Genomic DNA, 21,086 nt, shown 5'->3' with positions numbered 1-21,086 from the left:
AGACGTACCCGGCCGAATCCGTATCCAGGTGTGACGGGGAACTAGGAAAAGAGGAACCGAGCTTGACCGATCCGAAGCCGGGGGTGGCGCTCGCGCCGCGCCTGACCTCTGAAGAGGCGGAAGCGCTCGCGCGTCAGTCGTCACTGCGACAGATGGGCGTCCGTCCTCCGCTCGGTCATTACATTCGCGCACTGTGGGGCCGACGTTCATTCATCTGGAACCTGTCATCATCGCGGGCCTACGTGCGCAACCAGGGCTCGTATCTCGGCCAGGCCTGGACGGTGCTCAGACCGATCCTCGACGCGGCGACGATGATCATCATCTTCGGGTTCGTGTTCCACGGCAGCGCGCCAGGCATTCAGAACCGGGCTGCGTTCATCGTCATCGGTTCGTTCGCGTACGGTCTGTTCCAGGGCATCGTGATGGCGGGCATTGGATCGATCCGCAACGATCTTCAACTCATTCGATCTCACCAATTCCCCCGAGCGGTCGTACCACTCGCATCGGTCATGACAGAGACCGTGCTCTTCGGACCCATCATGATCGCGATGGTGGTCCTCGTTGTCCTGACAGGATTCCTGCCCGACATGGGCGGCCCGGTCTATCCGCACTGGTCGTGGCTCTTGCTGCCGGTTGCGGCGGCCCTGCTCGCGATGTTCTCGGCAGGCGTGGCGCTCTTCTTCGCCCGGCTCGGCGCAAGGACGCCCGACATCGCCAACGTCGTTCCCTTCTTCCTCTCGCTCGGCCGCTTCGCATCGGGCGCCACGTTCTCCATCGCGGGCCTGACCGCAGCGGGGAGTTGGTTCCGTCCTCTGCTGCTGTACCAGCCCGTCCAGGTCTTCCTGGAGCTGTTCCGATCGGTATTCGGCAACGAGCCGCTCATCCCGATGAGCCCCGGCCTGTGGCTGCTCGCAGCGGTGTACGCCGTGGGGGTCTTCGTCATCGGATTCCTGTTCTTCTGGGGTGCAGAGGAGTCGTACGGCCGTGACTGACGACATCGACTACGAGATCGACGCGGATAATCTGCCCAAGCGGATGAAGAAGCGACCGCTGGGCGCCCCCTCGGTCATCGTCGACGACGTGCACATCACCTACCGCGTCTTCGGTGCCCGCAAGGGCAGCACCACCCAGACGAAGACGCCTTTACTCAATCGCGCCATCAGCCTTGGCCGCCCCGATACAGGGCCGATCACCGAAGTGCGTGCGGTGCGAGGGGTGTCCTTCGTCGCGCGGCACGGCGAGTCGATCGGCATCGTCGGGACCAATGGATCCGGCAAGTCGACACTCCTTCGCGCGATCGCGGGTCTGTTGCCACCAACCAAAGGCCGTGTTTTCGTCTCTGGCGAGCCGGCCCTTCTTGGCGTGAACGCAGCCCTGCTGCCCAGGCTGACCGGCGAGCGGAACATCACGATCGGTGGCCTGGCACTCGGTCTGAGCATGCGACAAGTGCGCGAACACACTCCAGAAGTGGCAGAGTTCGCAGAATTGGGCGACTTCCTTTATCTGCCGATGAGTTCGTACTCGTCCGGCATGGGCTCTCGCCTGAGATTCGCGATCTCTACGATGCAAACGCCAGACATCCTCATGATCGATGAGGCGCTGGCAACGGGCGACGCCTCGTTCCGCAAGAAGAGCACCGAACGCATTGAGCAGATCCGCGACAACGCCGGCACGGTCTTCTTCGTCTCACACTCGCTCGCGTCCATACGCGTGATGTGCACCCGGGTGCTGTGGATCGACAAGGGGTTGCTCGTCGCCGACGGCGACGTCGACGAGGTCTGCGACGCATATGACGCCTTCGTCAAAGGCCGCACCGGCGCCTCGGCCGGTGCCAACCTCACATGAATGAAGAAGTGCGCGACACAGTTTCAGTCGAGCCCGAAGTCCTGTCGAACACACCGCCCCTGCCAGAATGGACGTCATGAGCTCGGCCGCCCCTTTCCGTCAGGACGGGTCGACCATCGGTGACGTCTGCATCGTCGTTCCGCTGTACAACGAGGCGCCCGTCATTGGCGGCGTGATCGCCCAGTTGCGCAAGCACTTCGCGCATGTGGTATGCGTCGACGACGGAAGCCACGATGGCTCCGGAGCCATCGCCGCGCGCGCCGGCGCGCGCGTGCTGCGGCATCCCGTGAACCTGGGACAGGGAGCCGCGCTGCAGACGGGCATCTCTTATGCCAGGGATATCTCCGGCATCGCCTATCTGGTCACCTTCGACGCAGACGGTCAGCACCGCATCGAAGACGTGCTCGGCATGCTCGAGCTGGCGCGAGCGAGCGACCTGGCCATTGTGTTCGGGTCCCGGTTCCTCGACAATCGCACGAAGGCCGGGTGGGCCAAGCGCATCGTTCTCAAGACCGCCGTCTGGGTCACGAACAAGACCACCGGCTTGAGGCTAAGCGATGCGCATAACGGTCTGCGTGTCATCCGTGCGGATGCCGCCCGCAAGGTCAATCTCGTGCAGGACCGCATGGCGCACGCGACGGAGATCGTGCTTCAGCTGTCGCGCACGCGGCTGCCGTGGGGTGAGTACCCGGTCGAGGTGCTGTACACCGAGTACTCGAGGGCCAAGGGGCAGTCGCTCTGGAACTCGATCAACATTCTCGTCGATCTGCTCATCCGTTAGGACCCAGCCATGTTGATCAAGATCATCCTGGTCGTCGGCATCATCATCATCGGCGTGCTGCTGGCCCGCCCGGCGAGCGGCGACAGACACCTCGCCCTGCGGCGGCTGTTCATGGTGTTCCTCGTCGCGGTCGCGATCGTGGCGGTTCTGCTGCCGAACTGGCTCACCTCGCTCGCGCACCTCATCGGGGTCGGACGCGGAACGGATCTCCTGCTCTACGTTCTCGTGATCGCGTTCCTCGTCTTCGTCTCGACGACCTATCGACGCAACGTGCTCCTCGATCGCAAGATCACGCTGCTGACCCGCGCCGTGACTCTGGCCGAGGCGCGAGCGGAGGATGCCGAGCGGAGCGCGCTCGGCGCCGAGCAGGAGTCGGACGGCTCCGAACCGTCCGGCGGCGCGTGACAGTCGATCAGGGGCAGGCCGTGATCTTCAGCAACCGAGCTGACCCCTCGCTGTCGACTTCGGATGCCACTCCCGCCTTCACCAGTCCGAAGAGACCCGAGTATCCCGCGGTGAAATTGAACCCGTAGCCCGTCTTGCCCGCGTCCTTGGCGAACCTGCCGAAGTCCAGCACGTATTCGACGTGAAGTGCGCGAACGGCCGCACACACGGCCGGGTCGGACTTCGCCTTGTTCAATCCCGCGTTGATGACGCCGGCGTAGGGCGAGATTCGTGCACCGAAGTGCGGCGTGAGCACAGGCCGGTCGGCCAGTGCGTAGGCGTACGCGGCGCCGGTCCAGGGGTCGCCGGCGATGAGCACCGATCGCGGCACCTCGGAGGGGAGGCGGTCGATGAGCGTGCGCTCGTCAGTGGAGAGCACAGGCGCCTTGGCGCCTGCCGTGTAGGTCACGCGCGTCGCCTGCACCTGATACCACATGGCCCAGTTCTGCGTCGCAACCACGAGCACGATGACCCCGATCACTCCGAGCGTCGCGACCAGCGCGCCGCCTCGGCCAGCGACAGTACTCGTCTGCGCGGCATCGGCATCCGTTGCGGAAGCACCTCGTGCGCGCACGTAGGAAGTCACCAGCTGCCACAGCCACACGGCGCCGACAATGGCGACAGGGATGCTGACGACCGTGAACAGCGCGTACAAGCGTGGCGGATCTCTGTAGAAGAGGCCGGTGATGATCCAGCGCAGCTTCCACGACGGAACCGACGCGGCGACGCCGAACAAGAAGAGGCCGATCGCCCAGCTGCCCAGGTACCACCGCTTACCGGGCGTCATCGCCAGGCGCACCACACCCAGCACGGTGAGGATGCCTGCTGCGATCGCCAGCGGTGCGCCCGACTTCGAGTAGGTGACTGCCTCCCACAGTGCCGCCTGTGGGCTCGTGTAGTTGGCCCAGGGCGTCGTGGATCCGAGACGCCCCTCGTAGATCCACACCGCGGCGAGTACGAGCAGCACGACGCCGAAGGCGACCCAGACGAGAACCTTGGGCGCTGGCGTGCGCAGCGTGTGCACTAGACCGACGACGAGCACGGCCAGGAGCGGGACCAGCAGTGCGGCCCACGCGAACACGACGGCCGGTTGGGCGAGCCCGATCGCGATGAGCGCCACGACCAGGAGCCAGCCGTGCGCGATGGCCTGCTTCCACTCGAGCCGGAATCCGTGCTGCAGAACCTTTGCCCCGAGCGTCAGAGCGAGCGGGAGAAACGCCAGTGCCAGGAAGTACGGATAGAGCACCCCGAACGTCAGCATCAGGAGCGGAAAGCCGGGCACGGCCGCGGCGAGCACGCCAGCGGCGACGAGCGCAGCACGGCTGCGCGGAACCAGCGTGCGTGCCAGCAGGATAACGCTCCCCGGCCAGGCGAAGGCGGCGATCACCACGTTCGTTACGTTGGCGCCGACCGGAATGGCGACGCCGGTGGTTTCGACCACCAAAGAGGTCAGCGAGTGCCAGGCCGCCGGATAGAACGCGTGGGTTCCCGGCGGGAGCACGAGCTGATCGATGTGGAAGGAGGACGCATTGCCGGTGTCCTCGATGAAGCGCAGGGCGTTCAGATGGAAGACAGCATCGAACGTCTGCGAGATCGAGTCCGGGGAGACGAACGCGACCATCGTCTGGGCCACGATGACGATCGCAGGAACTCCGATCGCCGCCGCCAGAATCCACGGCGTCGCCTGCTCGGCGACCGGGCGTGGAACGGAATTCCTCCGCTCCGGTCTGCCCCTGCGCACGATCAGCAGGTGCACGGCGGCCACGAGAAGGATCACGATGAACGCGGCGAGGAACACCCACACGGGAGACCAGTCGACGTGAATCCAGGGAAGCACGATCGCGAGCATCGCAAGCAGCGCCACTGTGACGGCGGGCGCCGCCGCGTAGAGCCTGACCCCGCGCAAGCCGGCAGCCGCTCCCAGCAACGCTCCGGGAACATAGAGGATCGCCAGCGCGGCGATGAGGGCGGGCACTGCTTCGATCCAGGTCACGACTGTTCGGCCTCCGGCCGGATCCGTTCACCTGCGCCGGATCGAGCCGCGCCGGCCCGCGCGTTCCAGGCGGACTCCACCATCTCGGACAACGAGTACCGCGAACGCCAGGCAAGCTCGCGCGACGCGCGCGAGACATCCGCGACGACGCTCGCCGGATCGCCTGGCCGCCGCTCCGACACGACGGGGTGCAGCAATCGTCCCGAGGCCGCGGCGACGGCGTCGATCACCTCGCGCACGCTCGCGCCGGTGCCCGTGCCGATGTTGTACACGTCGTGCTGCAGTCCGCCGCGCAGCGCTCCCAGCGCCGCGAGGTGCGCCTCAGCGACGTCAAGCACGTGCACGTAATCGCGCACTCCCGTGCCGTCGCGGGTCGCGTAGTCGTCGCCGTAGATGATCGGCGGCTCGCCACGAAGAACGCGCTCAATCGTAATGCTGAAGAGGTTGCCGACCTGCTCGTCGCCGAGATCGGGCCAACCGGCGCCGCCGACGTTGAAGTAGCGCAGGCTCACCGACGGGATGCCGGCTACCGCCGTCGCGGCACGCACCAGCCATTCCCCCGCGAGCTTGGTCTGGCCGTAGGGATTGATCGGCGCGAGCGGCGCATCCTCCCCCACCGGTTCGTCGGAGACTTCGCCGTAGACCGCCGCGGACGACGAGAACACGAACGCCTGCACGTCGGAGTCACGGATGCCGGCGAGCAGGTTGGCGAGCGAGTCCAGGTTCTGCCGGTAGTAGCGTTCGGGCTCCTGCACCGACTCCGGGGCGCTCTTCAACGCGGCGAAATGCAGCACGCCCGTGAGGCCATGCTCCCGCACGATCTCGTGGATCTCATCCTCGGCCGTTGGTGAGGCGAGGTCGGTTTCGAGCAGCGTTGCTCCGTCAATGCGCTCTCGTCGTCCGGTCGACAATCTGTCGACCACGACGACCTCGTCACCGCGGTCGAGCAGAAGGCGGACCACGTGGCTGCCGATGTAGCCCGCTCCGCCCGTCACGAGAACAGACACCCGGCGATTGTATTAGTCGAGGGCTCTGTCCCAGGTGAGAGTCGCCCCGGTGAGCGGGCCAGAGGCGGATGCGTACCCGCGACGCCCTACTATGTTGCGATGGCTGTACGGGTACCCGACCCGCATGTCCGCGCCCTCTGCGGCGCATCCATCTGTGAAAGCACGAGGTACCGACGAGTGAATCCGGCGACGCGCCGATGGTGAGCGCACGAAGCATCACGCGCTCATTCAGCGGATACGGTCTGTCAGTGATCACCGGCGGCATCATCAGCGTCGCCGTCATCCCGGTCGTCATCATCGTCGCGGGCGCTCACACCTGGGCGACCATCGCCGTGGCTCAGGGCGTCGCAGGTTTCGGCGTGGTGCTCGTGGGCGCCGGCTGGGGCGTGACGGGGCCCACTGAAGTGGCGAGCATGGACGCCCCGGAGCGCGGCCAGTCCTACATCGGGTCTCTGGTGAGCCGCAGCTGGCTGCTCATCGGCGTCGGGGCGGTCTGCACCGTGATCACTCTGGTGCTCCTACCGCAGCAGCCTCTGATCGCCGTGGTGACGCTCATCGCGGCGCTTCTGCCCGGGCTCTCGGGCGGCTGGTTCTTCGTCGGCGAATCGAGCCCCCTGCGCTTCCTGTTCATCGAAACCATTCCGCGGCAGGTCGGTTCCGTCGTCGGTGCACTGCTCCTGTTCTGGACGGGCGACGCGCTGTGGTTCGTCGGATTCCAGCTGGTCGGCGGTGTTGCGGCGACCGCGATCGCGAGCTCGAGCATCCTGCGCCGGTATCCCGGATGGAGCCTCGACCTCTCGCTCGTGCGCGCGATCACTCGTATGCGTTCGCACCTGCCGGCCGTGTCCATGTCGGCTGTGTCGACGCTCTACGTGAACCTTCCGATCGTGGTCGTACAGATCTTCTTGCCCAGCTTCACGGCCGTGTATGCGCTCGCGGAACGCATCATGCGCCTCGCGCTCTACGCGACCCGGCCATACGTGCAGGTATCGCAGGGGTACGTCCCGAGAAAGGACCCGGCCGAGCAGCTGCACAGGGCGAGACGTATCACGATGCTGACGATCTACCTCGGCATCGTCGGGGGAGTGCTGTATGCGGTGCTGGCGCCGTGGGCGGGCCTCGTACTCTCGGGCGGAGAATTATCGATCTCGTATCCGATCGCGATCACGATGGGCTTCGCATTGGGCGCGATGCTCATCTCGCAGGTGACGGGCTTCGCCGTGCTCACCACTTACCGCCTGACATCCGCTCTTGCATGGAGCACTGTTGCGGGTGCCATTATCGGGGTGTTCTGCCTGATCCCGGCCGCGCTGGGTTTCGGTCTCATCGGCGTCACGTCTGCGCTTGCGTTGTCTGAAATCGTGGTATTGGTCTATCAGCTCATCGTGGTCAAACAACGAATCTTCAGGGTGGCATCGTGACGATCGACATCATGATGCCGTTCTACGGCGATCCCGAACTGCTCCGGGAGGCCGTGCGCAGCGTGCTGGCCCAGACCTCGCCCGACTGGCACCTCACGGTGCTCGACGACTGCTTCCCGGACCTCGCACCGGGCGAATGGGTGCTCGGCATAACGGACCCGCGTGTCACGTATGTCCGTAACTCGGAGAACCTGGGAGTCACCGGCAATTTCCAACGCTCGGTCGACCTCTCCCGGGCCGATCACGTCGTGATCATGGGGTGCGACGACCTGATGCTCCCCAACTACGTCGAAGAGCTCGAGAAGGCCATCGCCAGATTTCCTGAGGGTTCGTATTACCATCCAGGCGTTGACGTCATCGATGCGAGAGGCCGATCGGTGATGCCACTTGCAGACCGGCTCAAGGCAGTGCTGCGCCCAAAGGTCGCCGACATCGCCGAGTTACGCGGAGAGCCCTTGGCGGTTGGGCTTCTGCGAGGCGATTGGGCGTACTTCCCTTCGATTTGCTGGCGTCGAACAGAACTGATCCACCGGGGATTCCGACCGGAATTCGAAGTGGCCCTCGATCTCGCTTTGCAACTCGAGATCTTGATGGACGGCGGTTCCCTCGTGCTTTTCTCGGCGACTACTTTCCGCTACCGCAGGCATTCGGCGAGCGTGTCGTCGTGGACCGCTGCGAACGGCGCTCGGTTCGAGGAGGAGGCGGCACTGTTCGCGGAAGCCACCGAGGCAGCGAACCGCTTGGGCTGGAGGCGAGCCGCTCGTGCGGCACGTGTTCATGTGACGTCCCGGCTGAACGCACTCACGAACCTCGTCGGGGCGGTTTCCCAGCGGGACGGGGCGGGCGTGCGCGCGCTGCTCGGACACGCCTTCCGGTAGGCCGGCTCAGCGCCCGCGTCTCGCCCTGCGATACGCAACGAGAATGGCGCGCACAAGCATCCAACGCGCCTTCATTACCGTGCCGAGATCTCGAGGGCGAGAGGGTGACGTGTTCGCATCGTGCAGTCGTCTCAATACCGTGATTTGCTCGACGTGCGCGATAGATCGGTCCGCATTGCCGCATAGTGCGATCCAAAGGTCATGGGATTCCGTGAGAAACGCGGGAAACGGGAGAATGCGGCTTCTCGCGGACGCTGTCATCGCCATCGCGCACCCGAAGTAGGGCATAGAACCGGTCAGAACTCCGAGCAAGTTGCGTATTCGGTGAGTCGAGGTCGACGCGGTCAGATTCCAGTCCGTGCCGCCCAAAGGAGTCGGCAGCGGCGCTCCGTCAGGATACAAAGCGAGGTTCGACGCGACGACATCGACTTGCTGCAGCGCTGCAACGAGCACATCGAGTCGCCCGGGCACCCACACGTCGTCCTGATCGCTGAGCAGAATGGCCGCTCCGTCCGCGCGTTCCAGCGCCTCCCCGAAGGTCGAGACGTATCCCCTGTTGTCCGCATGCACGAAGACCCGGATGCGCGGATCCCCCATGCCCGTGACGACTGCCACAGTTCCGTCGGTCGATGCATCGTCGACGACGAGGATCTCGCCATCGGACGGGAGTTGATCGAGGATCGACCTCAACTGTTCCTCGACGAACCGTTCTCCGTTATACGTGGCCATGCAGACGCTGACGCTGACCGGCACCCGCTCACTCACCGGGAGCCTCGCCAGCGGGCTCGAGAAGACGCTCTCTGCGGGAAAGCTCGCTGCGCAGCACGGAGAACTGGTAGACGGCGACGATCGCCTCTGAGACGGCGACGGACCATGCGACCAGGACGGGGAGCTGAAGAACAGCGAAGAGGATGATCAACGGCGCGCCTGCCAGGGCGCCGACGACTGTCGAGGCCGCGAGCGATCGCTCCCGGCCGACCGGAACGAGGCATGCGTAACCGATCACGGCGGACGATGCGACGAACACGAATGCGGCGCCCAGCGGGATGCTCAACGCGAGCGGCACGTCGATCTCTCCCCCGGAGAGCAGCCAGGCGAGAGGTCGCGTGAGTGCGGCTACGAGAGCACCTCCGAGAATGCCGAACCCCAGCCCCGCCCAGGTCGCATATCTCATTCGGGTGAAGGAGCGCCGTTCGCCGGTTTCGGGCACCCACCCTTGCAAGAACTGCTGAACAGGCGAAAAGGCCACGTTCGCGTACCGGAAGAAGCGGTCGGCCAGCGCGTAGACCGGCACGAATCCCGGCAGGAAGGTCTGAATCGACAGCAAGGGAAGGTTCACATAGAGGCCGGAGGTGAGTGCGCTCGTCACAGCGTGACGTTGACCGGAGAGGCTTGCCGCGGCTGCTCGTGGCGACGTGCGCCCTCGGATCCTTGCGCCCGAGCCGTGAAGCACGACGAAGGCATCCAACGCCACGGCCACCAAGCTGCCCGCCGCCTGCAACAGGAGAAAGGCGATCAGGCTTCGAGTGGTCACCGCCGCGACGAGGCCGGCTAGTGTGCCGACGAGCGTGGGCAACGAGTCGTAGACAAAGAGCCGCCACGGTCTCCCTTCGCCGACGAAATACCAACTCGCTCCGAGGAACGGAAGCAAATACGTGACAGATCCCACGACTGCGACGGTGACATCGCCCCTGGTCAGGAAGACGAGCACGATCGCACCGATGACGACGCCGACCACAAAGAGATAGGAACGTGCGATCAGTGACTGGGCATACAGGTCTGGTCGCGCCGCCTTCGAGGCTGACGCCACGGCGGATGGCCCCGTGGCGCCCCAGCCGAACGCGACAAGAATGCCCACCAACTGACTCGTCGCCTGCACGACGGCAAGAGAGCCCCATTCCGCAGCGCCGAGCGACCGGACGAGCAACGGAATCGTGACTATGCCGAGCACCGTGCTCGCCGCCACAGGTACAGCGAATCCGGCAATCCGCTTTGAGATACTGATAAGCGCGCGCGGGGCCACTGGTCTTCCCCTCGAGTTTCGGACCACCAGAGTCTACGGGCTCTCATGATGCGATCCGGCGCAAGACCCAGGCTGAATCAGGAGCACGATGGACGAGCATGCCGGCTTCGGGACTGTGGCAATGGCCGCATACAATCCGGATCCTGAGCTCTTCGCGCGACAGCTGAGAAGCATCCGGGACCAGACGCACCGAGACTTCGAGTGTTTGATCTCCGCCGACGGACGACCAGACCGCGTTGAGGAGCTCGTTGAAGCGGCACTCGGGCACGATGAACGGTTCAGGGTGATCGGATTCGACGATCGTGTCGGTTTCTACGGCAATTTCGAACGGGTGCTCGCTGCGGTGCACCCGGAATCGAACTGGGTCGCGCTCAGCGACCAGGATGACTACTGGTATCCGAACAAGCTCGAGACGCTCCTCCCCCATCTTGCCGACCACTCGCTGGTCTCCGGCCAGGCCAGGGTGGTGGAGTATCCCTCCGACCGCGTCGTCTCAGCCGATACCCGACGACTCGATCTGACCGTCCCGTACTTCACGCTTACCAACCAGTTCACGGGCGGCATCTGCGTATTGCGACGCGAGGTACTCGCCACCGCCCTGCCGTTCCCTCGCATGGCAACACCATCTGAGGTGCACGATCACTGGTTGGCCCTGTGCGCCGCGACACAATCGGGAACTCTAGTCACCAGTGACATCGTGCAGGACTACGTGCAGCACGGCGGCAACGCGATCGGCGAAATGTTGTCGGATGCAAGCAAGGTCGATCCCGGCTCGAGTTGGGCGACCGTGCGGTCGATCTCCGACCGCTACGAAGGCGGCCACGGCCCACGGGCGGTCGCGAGATCAGTCTTCAAGGTTTCGGTCGGCTGGCGTCAGCTCATGGTCGAGACCCTGGCGTTGCGCGCACCCCGCTCGACGGCGATCGGGCAGCTCGTGGCGCTCTATGGCAGACAGCGCCGGCTGGTGCACACGTTCCGTTTCCTCCGCGAAGCACGCCGCCGAGACCTCGTCGCCGCACGGAGCGTCGTCGAATATCTCGGCGGATGGATCGCCGGCTGGTTCATCGGCGGCAGGTCGATGGGTGTGCCAGAGCGCTGATCGGAGCAAACGTCAGGCTGTGAGCCTTGGCCGCTCGATTCGTTGCCCGCGCCACGAAACTGATGCGGCAATATCGTTCAGATCGCTAGGGATGCGGCCCCCGGTACCCCTTCGTCCGTCTCGCCATCCGCGTCTCAACACCGTGAACAATGCACGCCTCGGGCGGGCAAAGGCTACCGCCACCACGAAATGGGCGATATCGCGGTCGCGCTCCCGGCGGAGGAGATCGCCTGCGATTTTTCGGTAGCGCCGCGTGACAATGGCACGGTTGCGCGCACGGTAGTAGTAGCGGAAAGGGGTGCTGAGAGTCGTGCTCACCCTGCGGCCGAATACGGACATGGATTGGAAATGTCCGAGTTCGTGCGGAAGATCCAGCCCCGGCGCCGCCACAGAGGTGAGACCGGCGGCCAACACTCTGAGATAGAACTCCACGTCGACGAGGTCGATGAAGAGTCCTTCGTCGAAGGTGCCGATTCGCTCGAGCGTCGAACCGGTGATGAGCATCCCCGACTGAATCGGACGCAACGCCTCGGGCACGCCGGGGGCCACCTCGGCCCCCGTCTGGTCGACGCCGGCAAATGTGGCGGGAGCGACGATCCCGACAGATAGACCAGCGTCTTCGGATTGGCGGAGCGCCTCGAGAAGCCTCGCCACAAATCCTTGAGGCAGGCTGCTGTCCTGATCGAAGGTGACGACGACATCGGCTGCGGTCAGATCGGCTGAGTCGATCCCCGAGTTGAGCGCTGCCGCTATGCCTGAGTTCTCGGGCAGCATCACAAGACGGGCTCCCGCCGCAGATATCTCGGCGAAAACCTGCTCGAAGCCGTCGCCACTGCCGTCGTCGACGACGATGACGTGATCGACCTGCTCCACGATCTCGGCAACGTTGTCCACCACATCGCGGCCAGGCCGGTAGACCGACACCACTGCGACCACGCGACGCTCTGGAGGAGTAACCACGAATCGATTCTTCACCACTCTCGCGAACGTTCTCGCTCACCGGCTGCGCTGCCACCCGGATCGTCCGCCATCGCCCGGTAGAATCCGGGACATGCCCACGGCCCTCGAGCGGACGCTGATCGTCATGCCTGCGCTCAACGAAGAACCCAACGTCGGGGCGGTCGTCACCGAGGTTCTCGCCACGCTCCCGGGTGTGTCCTGCATCGTGATCGACGACGGATCCAGCGACAACACGGCACGCGAGGCGAGCCGTGCGGGAGCCGAGGTCGCCCAGCTGCCGTTCAACCTCGGCGTCGGCGGCGCCATGCGTCTCGGATTCCGGTTCGCTCTGGAGCACGGGTACCGCAACGTTGTGCAAGTGGATTCCGACGGTCAGCACGATCCGTCGGAGGTCACGACCCTCGTCGAGGGCCTCGAACAGGCGGACATCGTCATCGGGGCCCGGTTCGCGGGCAAGGGTGCGTACGTCGTCAGAGGCCCGCGACACTGGGCGATGTCCTTCCTCTCGGTCGTGATGAGCCGGGTCGCTCGCACCAAGCTCAGCGACACCACGTCGGGATTCAAGGCGATGGGCCCGCGTGCCGTCGCGCTGTTCGCGTCCAACTACCCGGCCGAATACCTCGGCGACACGATCGAGGCCCTGCTTATCGCGGCCAAGGCGGGGCTCACGATCACGCAGGTGCCGACAGAGATGCGCGAACGCGCCGGTGGAACGCCGTCACAGAACCCGATCAAGTCGACGGTTTACCTGGCTCGTGCCGCCCTCGCGCTGCTCGTCGGCCTCATCCGGCCAGCGACACCCGTTCCGGGAGATGCCTCATGACCACGGCCAGCTACGTGCTCGGAGTCGTCGCCTCGTTGCTCGTCCTGATCATCGTGATCGAGATGCTCCGTCGTCGTCGGCTGAGGGAACGTCACGCGCTCTGGTGGCTCGTCGCGGGAGTGCTCGCACTTATCGCCGGTGTGTTTCCTCAGACGCTTGAGTGGGCGGCGAAATTGGTCGGCGTGCAGGTACCGACCAACCTCGTGTTCTTCGTGAGCATCGCCATCCTGTTCTTGGTCTGCCTGCAGCACAGCTCCGAACTGACGACGGTGGAGTCCAAGACGCGCACCCTCGCGGAACAGTCCGCGATGCAGGAGCTGCGCATCCGCGAGCTCGAGCGGCAGCTCCTCGACAAGGACCGGCTGTCCTCCGATCCCGATCAAGGCTGAGGCGAGCCATTCAGCCGCGGCCGGGATCGCCCAGCGCGACCCGATAAACTCCATCGGTCCCTGCACGCGTCCGCAATCGTCGAGACAGGCGTGCGTCCAGCCGAGTTCGAAGGGTTTCGTGTGCGCGTTGTCGCGGTGGTCGTCGCATACAACCGGCGCGAGCTCCTGCTCGAATGCCTCGAAGCCCTCGCCGCGCAAACGCGCCCTCTCGACGCGGTCGTCGTGGTGGACAACGCGTCATCCGACGGCTCGGCCGACGCCGTGGCCGAAGCGTCTCCCGACGTCGATCTCGTGCGCCTCGATGTCAACACCGGCGGTGCAGGCGGATTCGCCGTCGGGATCGAACATGCCATCTCAGCGCAGCGGGCCGATCTGGTCTGGGTGATGGACGACGACACCATCCCCACGTCGACGGCGTTGGAAGCGCTCCTGGCGGCCCGCGCCGCCGCACCTGAGACTCCTGCCATCCTCGGCTCCCGGGTCGTCTGGACCGACGGGCTCGATCACCCGATGAACACGCCGCGTCGCAAGCCGCTCGCCTCGAAGTCGGAGCGGCGCGATGCCGCGGCGGCCGGCGGTGTCGCGGTGCGCTCGTCGTCGTTCGTCTCGATGCTGATCGACGCTGCAGCAGTGAAGGTCGACGGCCTCCCGATCGCCGAATACTTCATCTGGAACGACGACTTCGAGTTCAGCGCCCGCATTCTGCGCCGACGCCGCGGCATGTTCATTCCCGCGAGCGTCGTGGTGCACAAGACGAAGGCGCGTGCCGACACCGACGCGGACCCCGGCGAACGGTTCTACTACGAGGTGCGCAACAAGCTCTGGCTGTTCCGTGCCTCACGGGCGCTGAGCTGGTACGAGCGCCCGCTCTACCTGGCCGCCACTGCCCGGCGATGGATGCGCACCTATCGTCACTCGCCTGACCGTGCGACCATCGCGCGCACGTTCCGATCCGGCTGGCAGGACGGCATCCGCCGGCGCCCTCGACCCAACAGCGAGTACCTGGCTTCGCTGGGGCTGGACAACGGTTCGATGGCCGCGTTCGAGGTGATGCACGGATGACATCGCTCCCCTCGTTCTCGCTACTGATGCCGGTGTACAACGGCGACTCCGCGCCGTTCCTGCTCCGCGCGTTCCGCAGCTCGGTCATCGACCAGTCGCTCCGCCCCTCGGAGGTGGTGCTCGTTCAAGATGGCCCGGTCTCGGCACCGCTCGTCTCGGCGATCGCAGAGCTCGATCGGACGACTCCCGTCCCGCTCAAGATCGTGATTCTGCCGGAGAACCGGGGCCTTTCCGAAGCGCTTACCGCGGGCCTCGCCGAGTGCAGCTTCGAGGTCGTCGCGCGCATGGACGCGGACGACATCTCCGAACCGCACCGATTCTCCGTGCAGCTCGAGCTCATCGCCCAGGGATACGAGCTCGTCGGGAGTGGCCTGAACGAGTTCACCGAGACCGAAGACGGCGAACGGCTGGGAGTGCGGCGCGTGCCTCCCACCGAGCCCGATGACATTCGTCAATACGCCCGCTTCCACGACCCGTTCAATCATCCGACGGTCGTCTACACGAAGGCCGCTGTAGCGCGTGCCGGCGGTTACCAGCCGCTCGGAATGATGGAGGACTACTGGCTTTTCGCCCGCATGCTCGCCTCCGACGTACGTGCGGTCAACTCCCCCGACGCCCTCGTGCGCTACCGGGTGTCATCGGGAGCATACAAGCGTCGCGGCGGATTCAAGCTGCTTCGCAGCGAATGGATGCTGCAACGCGCGTTCATGAAAACGGGATTCACCACCCGCGCTCAGTTCCTGCGCAACATCGTCGTTCGCGGAGGCTACCGACTGGTGCCGGAACCGGTGCGCCGACGCGCATACCGGACGATGATCGCCGGCGAGCGCAGCGTCGCGGACGGCGCGTCGACCGGCTCTTGAGCCCGAGTCCTGAGCAGAGCCGAGGATCGTCGATCAGTCGCAGCCGGTGACCTTGTAGAGCTTGGCTGGACCCTGCTGGTCGATCAGGGTGAGCACGGGGCTCGCCGACAGGCCGTTCATGCCCTTGTTGATGCGCTTCGGCCCGAAGAGGCCGTTGCTGCCGAAGTCGAGCGCATAGGTCACGTTCTCCTTCTTCAAGGCGGCGCACACCTTCGATCCGGGCGTTGCGTGCCGCAGCCTCGCGAGAATGAGGTTCGCGGCGGGCGTGCGCGCACCGTAGATGTGCGGAGCGAGCGTGCGCCGGTCGGCGAGCGCCCACACGAGAGACGCTCCGGTCCAGGGGTCGCCGGCCACCACGGCGTCTTTCGGCACCTCGTTCGGGACCCGGTCGATGAGCGCTCGCTCGTCGGATGAGAGCAGCCACGAGTTCGGAACCTGCGCGAACGAGGCGCCTGTCCAGCCCGACATCGAGGCGAGCCCAGGGCCGACTTGCGCGACGACGGCCGCCACCAGAATCACGACGAGTCCGAAGGCAGTGCCGAACACCACAGGCCATCGGCGGCCAGAGGCAGCCGCGTCCTCATCGCCCGGAATCGCAGCCCGATCGGCATCGACGTCCAGCGCCGGCTGAGCGCGACGCCCTGCAAGCACGGCGCCGAGGCTCGCCGCGAGATCGGCCAGCCACTGCACGCCGATCACCGCCAGGGGAACGAGCACCACGGGACCGAGGGCGACGAGCCGGTGGATGTCGCTGTACCAGGTACCGGTCACGGCGAAGCGCCACCCGCCCTCGCGCATGATCGCGGTGGCGACGTAGAAGAACCAGACGAGCGCGAGAGAGCCGACAAGCCACCAGTTGCGTCGCGCCACGAACACGGCCGCGACGCCGACCAGCACGAGGATCGAGACGGCCCACTGCGCAGCATTGTCCTGGCCGTTCGTGATGGCCGACCAGATGGCATCCCACAGCCCCTTCGACGGACCCCAGGTGGCCGTCGAGCGCGGCGGCCGCAAGACGATGAAGAGAACGAGCCCGACGACGGCAATGACGGCCGTGATGACCGCGCCGCGCGTCAAACGGGCTCGAGATGCTCCCTCTGCTCTGGCGTCCTTGAACCATCGCCAACCGAACGCGAACATGAGGGGGAACCCGACCACGAGCAACGACACGAACGCGTTCGGATGAGCCATCGCGATTCCGGGGATCGTCGCGATGAACGCGATCCACGCCAGAACGGGCACCAGCGTCGGCTTCGTCGCCAGCCGCGTCGCGAACACCAGGATGCCGAGCGCGGCAGGAAGTGCGGCGAGCCCGAGAAGGTTCGGATAGAGAACGCCGTAAGTGACGAGCAGCATCGGAAAGGCGCCGAAGCTCGCCGAGAGGATGCCCGTGGCGAGCAGTGCGACGAGGCGCGGACCGACAAGACTGCGCACCAGGAGCACGCATCCCAGGGGCCAGATCACACCGCAGATCACGATGTTGAGCGCGTTGAGCGCGACCGGGATGCTCGCTCCCGAATACAGCGCCGTGAGGCTCGCCAGAACGTGCCAGAGATTGGGGTAGAAGCCGCCCGGACCACCGAACGCGGCATCGAGATTGATGAAGGTCAGCGGGTTCGCGTCGTGCGTGTCGATGATGTACCGCACGCCGTTCAGGTGGAAGACATCGTCGAAGGTCTGCGATATCGCGTCCGGGTGCACCAGCGCCGATGCGAACCGGATGCTGAAGGTGATCAGAGCGATGACCACTGTGACCAGGATCATGGCGTTGATCCACGGCCGGTCCGTGTGCAGAGGCCGCACCCCGCGCCGGCGCAGCACGAGCACCAGCACGATCGCGGTGACCGCCACGATGACGGCGGTACCGACCGCCGCCGTGACGGCCGTGAACGGGAGGTGCGCGACGCCGAGTCCGAGCGACAGGACCACGAAGACGGTCATCGAGAGCAGCGGGGCCAAGCCCCACGCCGTGACGCCACGTGCCGTGGCCGAGTATGCGATGACGAGCCCCGGAATCAGGACTATCGCCCCGGCGGCGATCGCCGCGGGGACTATGACCCACCAGCTCATGCGCGGAGGTCGCCGAAGTTCGTTCGCGCGCGCGCAGGACGGAGGAAGGGTATCGGCCGGGCCACGGCGTCACGATAGCATTCGCCGAGGGGGAGGAACCCGCGAGTGCCGCACGGCGCGCGGCCAGATAACGGCGCTTGACGTCCCGTAGACTCGCTTGCTGGTCGATGGCGCGGCCTGCGCTTTCGATTCGGCAAGCAAAGGACCCGCATCCGTGAACCCAGATCTCATCGTCGTCGGCTCCGGATTCTTCGGTCTCACCATCGCAGAACGCGTCGCCGACGACCTCGGGCTCAAGGTTCTCGTGATCGATCGTCGGTCTCACATCGGAGGCAACGCCTACAGCGAGGCCGACCCGGCGACCGGCATCGAGGTGCACAGCTACGGGGCGCACCTGTTCCACACGTCGAACGTTCCGGTCTGGGAGTACGTGAACCGGTTCACGAAGTTCACCTCCTACGTGCACCGCGTCTACACGAACCATCACGGGGAGGTATACCCGCTCCCCGTCAACATGGGGACCATCAACCAGTTCTTCCGCTCGGCGTACTCCCCGGCCGAAGCGCGGGCACTCGTCGCGGAGCAGGCCTCCGAGTTCGACGTGCACGAGGCATCCAATCTCGAGCAGAAGGGCATCGCGCTCATCGGGCGCCCGCTGTTCGAGGCGTTCATCCGCGACTACACCGCCAAGCAGTGGCAGACCCCCGCCGACGAGCTGCCCGCTGAAGTCATCAGCCGCCTTCCCGTGCGCTACACCTACGACAACCGCTACTTCAACGACCGGTTCGAGGGGCTTCCCGTCGACGGCTACACCGCGTGGCTGCAGCGCATGGCCGACCACCCGAACATCGAGGTGCGACTGAACACCGACTTCTTCGACGAGTCGCAACCGGTGAACAAGAGCGCCGTCGTCGGCAACATCCCCGTCGTCTACACGGGCCCGGTCGACCGCTACTTCGACTACACCGGCGGCACCCTGTCGTGGCGAACGCTCGACTTCGAGAAGGAAGTGCTGCCCATCGGCGACTTCCAGGGCACGCCGGTCATGAACTATGCGGATGCGGACGTGCCGTACACGCGCATCCACGAGTTCCGCCACTTCCACCCCGAGCGGGACTATCCCACCGACAAGACGGTGATCATGCGCGAGTTCTCGCGTTTCGCGAACCACGACGACGAGCCGTACTACCCGGTGAACACGACCGCCGACCGTGAGAGTCTGCTCGGCTACCGCGAACTGCAGGCGGGCGAGCCGAACGTGTTCTTCGGCGGACGCCTGGGAACGTATCAATACCTCGATATGCACATGGCCATCGGCTCCGCCCTGTCGATGTACACGAACAAGCTGAAGCCGCTGCTCTCCCCGGAGGTCTGACACCCATGGCGCGACGCATTGCCGACACCGAAGCAGAGACCACGCAGGATGCCGCCACCGGCTCCGAGCCGGAGCTGGACAACATCCTGCAGCGCGTCGTGTTCCCGGTGCACGGGGACCCGCAGGCCCTGCCGCTGTTCCTCGACCCCGAGATCTGGTCGTGGTCGACGCGGGAGGAGACACGAGAGGAACGCCTCGCCCGCATGCGCGGCGTGGTGTCGATCCGGCAGCCGAAGCGCGCATCCCGCCTGACGGACCGAAACGGCCTCGGCTGGTTGCGCGGACGGCGCGGTCTGCGCCTGCCCTCGTTCCAGTCGACCTCGCTGGGCACGTACTTCAACGCGTTCCCCGCGAGCTACTGGAAGTCGTGGACGTCACTGGAGTCCGTCGTACTGCGCGTCGAGACGACGGGTCCCGGCCGCGTCGTGGTCTACCGATCGAACGCCCGGTCGGTCGTGCAGCGCGTGGACGGCGTCGAGGTCGACGGCTCGACCATCTCCACGTTCACCATTCCGCTCACGACGTTCATCGACGGTGGCTGGCTCTGGTTCGATCTCATCGCCGGCGATGACGCTCTCGAGTTGGTGCAGGCCGACTGGATCGCTCCCGAAGGCGCATCTCAGCGCTCGACCGGCACGGGAACGGTCTCCATCACCACGCTCAACCGCGGTGACTACTGCACGCGGCTGCTGGCGACCATCGGCAACGACAAAGACACGCTGGCCGTGCTCGACCGCGTGCAGGTGATCGATCAGGGCACGGAGAAGATCGTCGACAATCCGGGCTATGCCGATGCGGTCAGCGCACTCGGCAGCAAGCTCCGAGTGCTCGACCAGGCGAACATCGGCGGGTCGGGTGGCTTCAGCCGCGGCATGCTCGAGACGCTCGACGCCGGCGATTCCGACTACGTCATCCTGCTCGACGACGACGTCGAGATCGAGCCGGAGAGCATCCGACGCGTCGTCACCTTCGCCAATTACTGCAACCGACCCACGATCGTGGGCGGCCACATGTTCGACATGTACGACAAGGCCCAGTTGCACGCCTTCGCGGAGGGCATCAAGTGGTCGCCGTTCATGTGGGGTCCGTTCACCCCGGAGCGTCACGATTTCGGCACGTCCAACCTGCGTCAGACCGGGTGGATGCACCGCCGCTACGACGTCGACTACAACGGCTGGTGGATGTGCCTGATCCCGGTCGAGATCCTGAAGAAGATCGGCCTCTCGCTTCCGGTGTTCATCAAGTGGGACGACGCCGAGTACTCCCTGCGTGCCCGTGAGCACGGATACGGCACGGTGAGCCTTCCCGGCGCGGCCGTGTGGCACGTCTCGTGGGTCGACAAGGACGACACGCACGACTGGCAGGCCTTCTTCCACGAGCGCAACCGCCTCATCACGGCGCTGCTGCACTCGCCGCACAAGCGCGGCGGCAAGCTCTGGCGTTCCATGCTCGCCAGCGATGTGAAGAACCTGCTGACCATGGACTACTACACGATAGCGATGCGCATGGCGGCCATTCGCAACGTCTTCGAGGGTCCGCAGCAGCTGCACGCCGACATGATCGATCGCCTTCCGAGGGTGCGGGCGATGGGCGCAGGCTTCACGGAAGCCAAGTTGATCAGGAGTTCCTCCGACATCCCGCACTTTTCCGCGCGGGAGAACAAGGAGCTCACCGACCGCGCGGTGAACCCCGGGCCCCACGGGGTCGGCTTCGTCAGCTGGCTCGTGAAGCAGGTGCGCCGGCACGGCAGCAAGGTCACGTCAGATGTGAGCGCGCCGCACGGGCACCTGGCCTATCAGGACGCCCGGTGGTTCGAGGTCCCCACCTGGGACAGCGTGCTGATCACGAACGCCGAGGGATCGGGCGCCACCTGGCACGTTCGGGACCCGAAGAAGTTCCGCAAGCTCCTGACGGAGTCGATCCGTCTGAACCTGCGCTACCGCCGCGAGTGGGACCGCTTGCGCGAGCAGTACCGCTCCGCGCTGCCCCGCATCACGTCGGCCGAGCAATGGCGGCAGACCATCGAGAGTACGCGCGACGACGCCTGACGGCG

19 protein-coding genes are annotated in these 21,086 nt (G+C 65.6%); 13 read left to right on the top strand and 6 right to left on the bottom strand.

Going from position 1 to position 21,086, the window contains the following annotated elements:
• Window positions 1–62: 62 nt before the first annotated feature.
• The 4 genes from H623_RS0114035 (at window position 63) to H623_RS0114020 (ending at window position 3,031) form a co-directional block, all read left to right on the top strand.
• On the top strand, window positions 63–992 hold the full coding sequence (locus H623_RS0114035) for an ABC transporter permease (RefSeq protein WP_022901560.1): 930 nt from the start codon (window positions 63–65) through the stop codon (window positions 990–992).
• Complete coding sequence (locus tag H623_RS0114030; protein WP_022901559.1) at window positions 985–1,845, top strand: ABC transporter ATP-binding protein; 861 nt, start codon at window positions 985–987, stop codon at window positions 1,843–1,845. Before H623_RS0114035 ends, H623_RS0114030 begins: the two co-directional genes overlap by 8 nt.
• Before the next feature lie 76 nt (window positions 1,846–1,921).
• Entirely contained in the window at window positions 1,922–2,626 is a 705-nt protein-coding gene (locus H623_RS0114025; protein WP_026940364.1) for a glycosyltransferase family 2 protein, read from the top strand.
• Window positions 2,627–2,635: 9 nt separating this feature from the next.
• Window positions 2,636–3,031 (top strand): DUF2304 domain-containing protein, encoded by a 396-nt coding sequence (locus tag H623_RS0114020; RefSeq protein WP_022901557.1) that lies wholly within the window; start codon window positions 2,636–2,638, stop codon window positions 3,029–3,031.
• Between the two features lie 7 nt (window positions 3,032–3,038).
• Here H623_RS0114020 and H623_RS0114015 read toward each other — a convergent pair whose 3' ends face one another.
• Both H623_RS0114015 and galE read right to left on the bottom strand, forming a co-directional pair.
• Window positions 3,039–5,063: a DUF6541 family protein gene (locus H623_RS0114015; protein WP_022901556.1), complete on the bottom strand. Its 2,025-nt coding sequence runs from the start codon at window positions 5,061–5,063 to the stop codon at window positions 3,039–3,041.
• Window positions 5,060–6,070, bottom strand: a complete 1,011-nt coding sequence (gene galE / locus H623_RS20115) for a UDP-glucose 4-epimerase GalE (protein WP_022901555.1) — start codon at window positions 6,068–6,070, stop codon at window positions 5,060–5,062. The genes H623_RS0114015 and galE overlap by 4 nt, the downstream gene beginning before the upstream one ends.
• Window positions 6,071–6,318: 248 nt before the next feature.
• Between galE and H623_RS0114005 the strand changes: the two genes are divergently transcribed.
• The gene (locus tag H623_RS0114005; protein WP_169514927.1) at window positions 6,319–7,491 is read left to right on the top strand and encodes an MATE family efflux transporter; all 1,173 of its coding nucleotides are present in this window, start codon (window positions 6,319–6,321) and stop codon (window positions 7,489–7,491) included.
• The gene (locus tag H623_RS0114000; RefSeq protein ID WP_022901553.1) at window positions 7,488–8,369 is read left to right on the top strand and encodes a glycosyltransferase family 2 protein; all 882 of its coding nucleotides are present in this window, start codon (window positions 7,488–7,490) and stop codon (window positions 8,367–8,369) included. The genes H623_RS0114005 and H623_RS0114000 overlap by 4 nt, the downstream gene beginning before the upstream one ends.
• Before the next feature lie 6 nt (window positions 8,370–8,375).
• Here H623_RS0114000 and H623_RS0113995 read toward each other — a convergent pair whose 3' ends face one another.
• Complete coding sequence (locus H623_RS0113995; RefSeq protein WP_245558996.1) at window positions 8,376–9,134, bottom strand: glycosyltransferase; 759 nt, start codon at window positions 9,132–9,134, stop codon at window positions 8,376–8,378.
• Window positions 9,127–10,335, bottom strand: coding sequence for a lipopolysaccharide biosynthesis protein (locus H623_RS0113990; RefSeq protein ID WP_022901551.1), 1,209 nt, complete (start codon window positions 10,333–10,335; stop codon window positions 9,127–9,129). The genes H623_RS0113995 and H623_RS0113990 overlap by 8 nt, the downstream gene beginning before the upstream one ends.
• A gap of 178 nt (window positions 10,336–10,513) precedes the next feature.
• Between H623_RS0113990 and H623_RS20110 the strand changes: the two genes are divergently transcribed.
• Window positions 10,514–11,491, top strand: coding sequence for a glycosyltransferase (locus H623_RS20110; RefSeq protein ID WP_022901550.1), 978 nt, complete (start codon window positions 10,514–10,516; stop codon window positions 11,489–11,491).
• A 12-nt stretch (window positions 11,492–11,503) separates the two neighbouring features.
• Here H623_RS20110 and H623_RS20105 read toward each other — a convergent pair whose 3' ends face one another.
• Window positions 11,504–12,469 (bottom strand): glycosyltransferase, encoded by a 966-nt coding sequence (locus tag H623_RS20105; protein ID WP_084486044.1) that lies wholly within the window; start codon window positions 12,467–12,469, stop codon window positions 11,504–11,506.
• Between the two features lie 73 nt (window positions 12,470–12,542).
• Between H623_RS20105 and H623_RS0113975 the strand changes: the two genes are divergently transcribed.
• The 4 genes from H623_RS0113975 to H623_RS0113960 all read left to right on the top strand — a co-directional run bounded on the left by H623_RS0113975 (window position 12,543) and on the right by H623_RS0113960 (window position 15,588).
• Complete coding sequence (locus H623_RS0113975; protein ID WP_022901548.1) at window positions 12,543–13,274, top strand: glycosyltransferase family 2 protein; 732 nt, start codon at window positions 12,543–12,545, stop codon at window positions 13,272–13,274.
• A complete protein-coding gene (locus H623_RS0113970; RefSeq protein WP_022901547.1) occupies window positions 13,271–13,663 on the top strand; it encodes a DUF2304 domain-containing protein in 393 nt (130 codons plus the stop codon). The genes H623_RS0113975 and H623_RS0113970 overlap by 4 nt, the downstream gene beginning before the upstream one ends.
• A gap of 120 nt (window positions 13,664–13,783) precedes the next feature.
• Complete coding sequence (locus H623_RS0113965; RefSeq protein ID WP_026940363.1) at window positions 13,784–14,725, top strand: glycosyltransferase; 942 nt, start codon at window positions 13,784–13,786, stop codon at window positions 14,723–14,725.
• Window positions 14,722–15,588, top strand: coding sequence for a glycosyltransferase (locus tag H623_RS0113960; RefSeq protein WP_026940362.1), 867 nt, complete (start codon window positions 14,722–14,724; stop codon window positions 15,586–15,588). The genes H623_RS0113965 and H623_RS0113960 overlap by 4 nt, the downstream gene beginning before the upstream one ends.
• 33 nt (window positions 15,589–15,621) lie before the next feature.
• On the opposite strand, the gene H623_RS20100 is transcribed toward H623_RS0113960, so the two are convergent.
• Window positions 15,622–17,658 (bottom strand): DUF6541 family protein, encoded by a 2,037-nt coding sequence (locus tag H623_RS20100; RefSeq protein ID WP_022901546.1) that lies wholly within the window; start codon window positions 17,656–17,658, stop codon window positions 15,622–15,624.
• Between the two features lie 214 nt (window positions 17,659–17,872).
• Between H623_RS20100 and glf the strand changes: the two genes are divergently transcribed.
• Together glf and H623_RS0113945 are read left to right on the top strand one after the other, a co-directional pair.
• Complete coding sequence (gene glf / locus H623_RS0113950) at window positions 17,873–19,033, top strand: UDP-galactopyranose mutase (RefSeq protein WP_022901545.1); 1,161 nt, start codon at window positions 17,873–17,875, stop codon at window positions 19,031–19,033.
• Window positions 19,034–19,038: 5 nt separating this feature from the next.
• Window positions 19,039–21,081, top strand: a complete 2,043-nt coding sequence (locus H623_RS0113945) for a glycosyltransferase (protein ID WP_033372025.1) — start codon at window positions 19,039–19,041, stop codon at window positions 21,079–21,081.
• Window positions 21,082–21,086: the final 5 nt, after the last annotated feature.

Source organism: Humibacter albus DSM 18994, from assembly GCF_000421825.1.
In the GTDB taxonomy this organism is placed as follows: domain Bacteria; phylum Actinomycetota; class Actinomycetes; order Actinomycetales; family Microbacteriaceae; genus Humibacter; species Humibacter albus.
This window is presented reverse-complemented; position numbering and strand designations above follow the sequence as displayed.

What these genes read in the sequence shown, in the direction of transcription:
- H623_RS0114025 (WP_026940364.1), top strand. Translation starts at nt 1,922, where the DNA reads ATGAGCTCGGCCGCCCCTTTCCGTCAGGACGGGTCGACCATCGGTGAC.
- H623_RS0114020 (WP_022901557.1), top strand. Translation starts at nt 2,636, where the DNA reads ATGTTGATCAAGATCATCCTGGTCGTCGGCATCATCATCATCGGCGTG.
- H623_RS20110 (WP_022901550.1), top strand. Translation starts at nt 10,514, where the DNA reads ATGGCCGCATACAATCCGGATCCTGAGCTCTTCGCGCGACAGCTGAGA.
- H623_RS0113975 (WP_022901548.1), top strand. Translation starts at nt 12,543, where the DNA reads ATGCCCACGGCCCTCGAGCGGACGCTGATCGTCATGCCTGCGCTCAAC.
- H623_RS0113970 (WP_022901547.1), top strand. Translation starts at nt 13,271, where the DNA reads ATGACCACGGCCAGCTACGTGCTCGGAGTCGTCGCCTCGTTGCTCGTC.
- H623_RS0113960 (WP_026940362.1), top strand. Translation starts at nt 14,722, where the DNA reads ATGACATCGCTCCCCTCGTTCTCGCTACTGATGCCGGTGTACAACGGC.
- H623_RS20100 (WP_022901546.1), bottom strand. Translation starts at nt 17,658, where the DNA reads ATGAGCTGGTGGGTCATAGTCCCCGCGGCGATCGCCGCCGGGGCGATA.
- H623_RS0113945 (WP_033372025.1), top strand. Translation starts at nt 19,039, where the DNA reads ATGGCGCGACGCATTGCCGACACCGAAGCAGAGACCACGCAGGATGCC.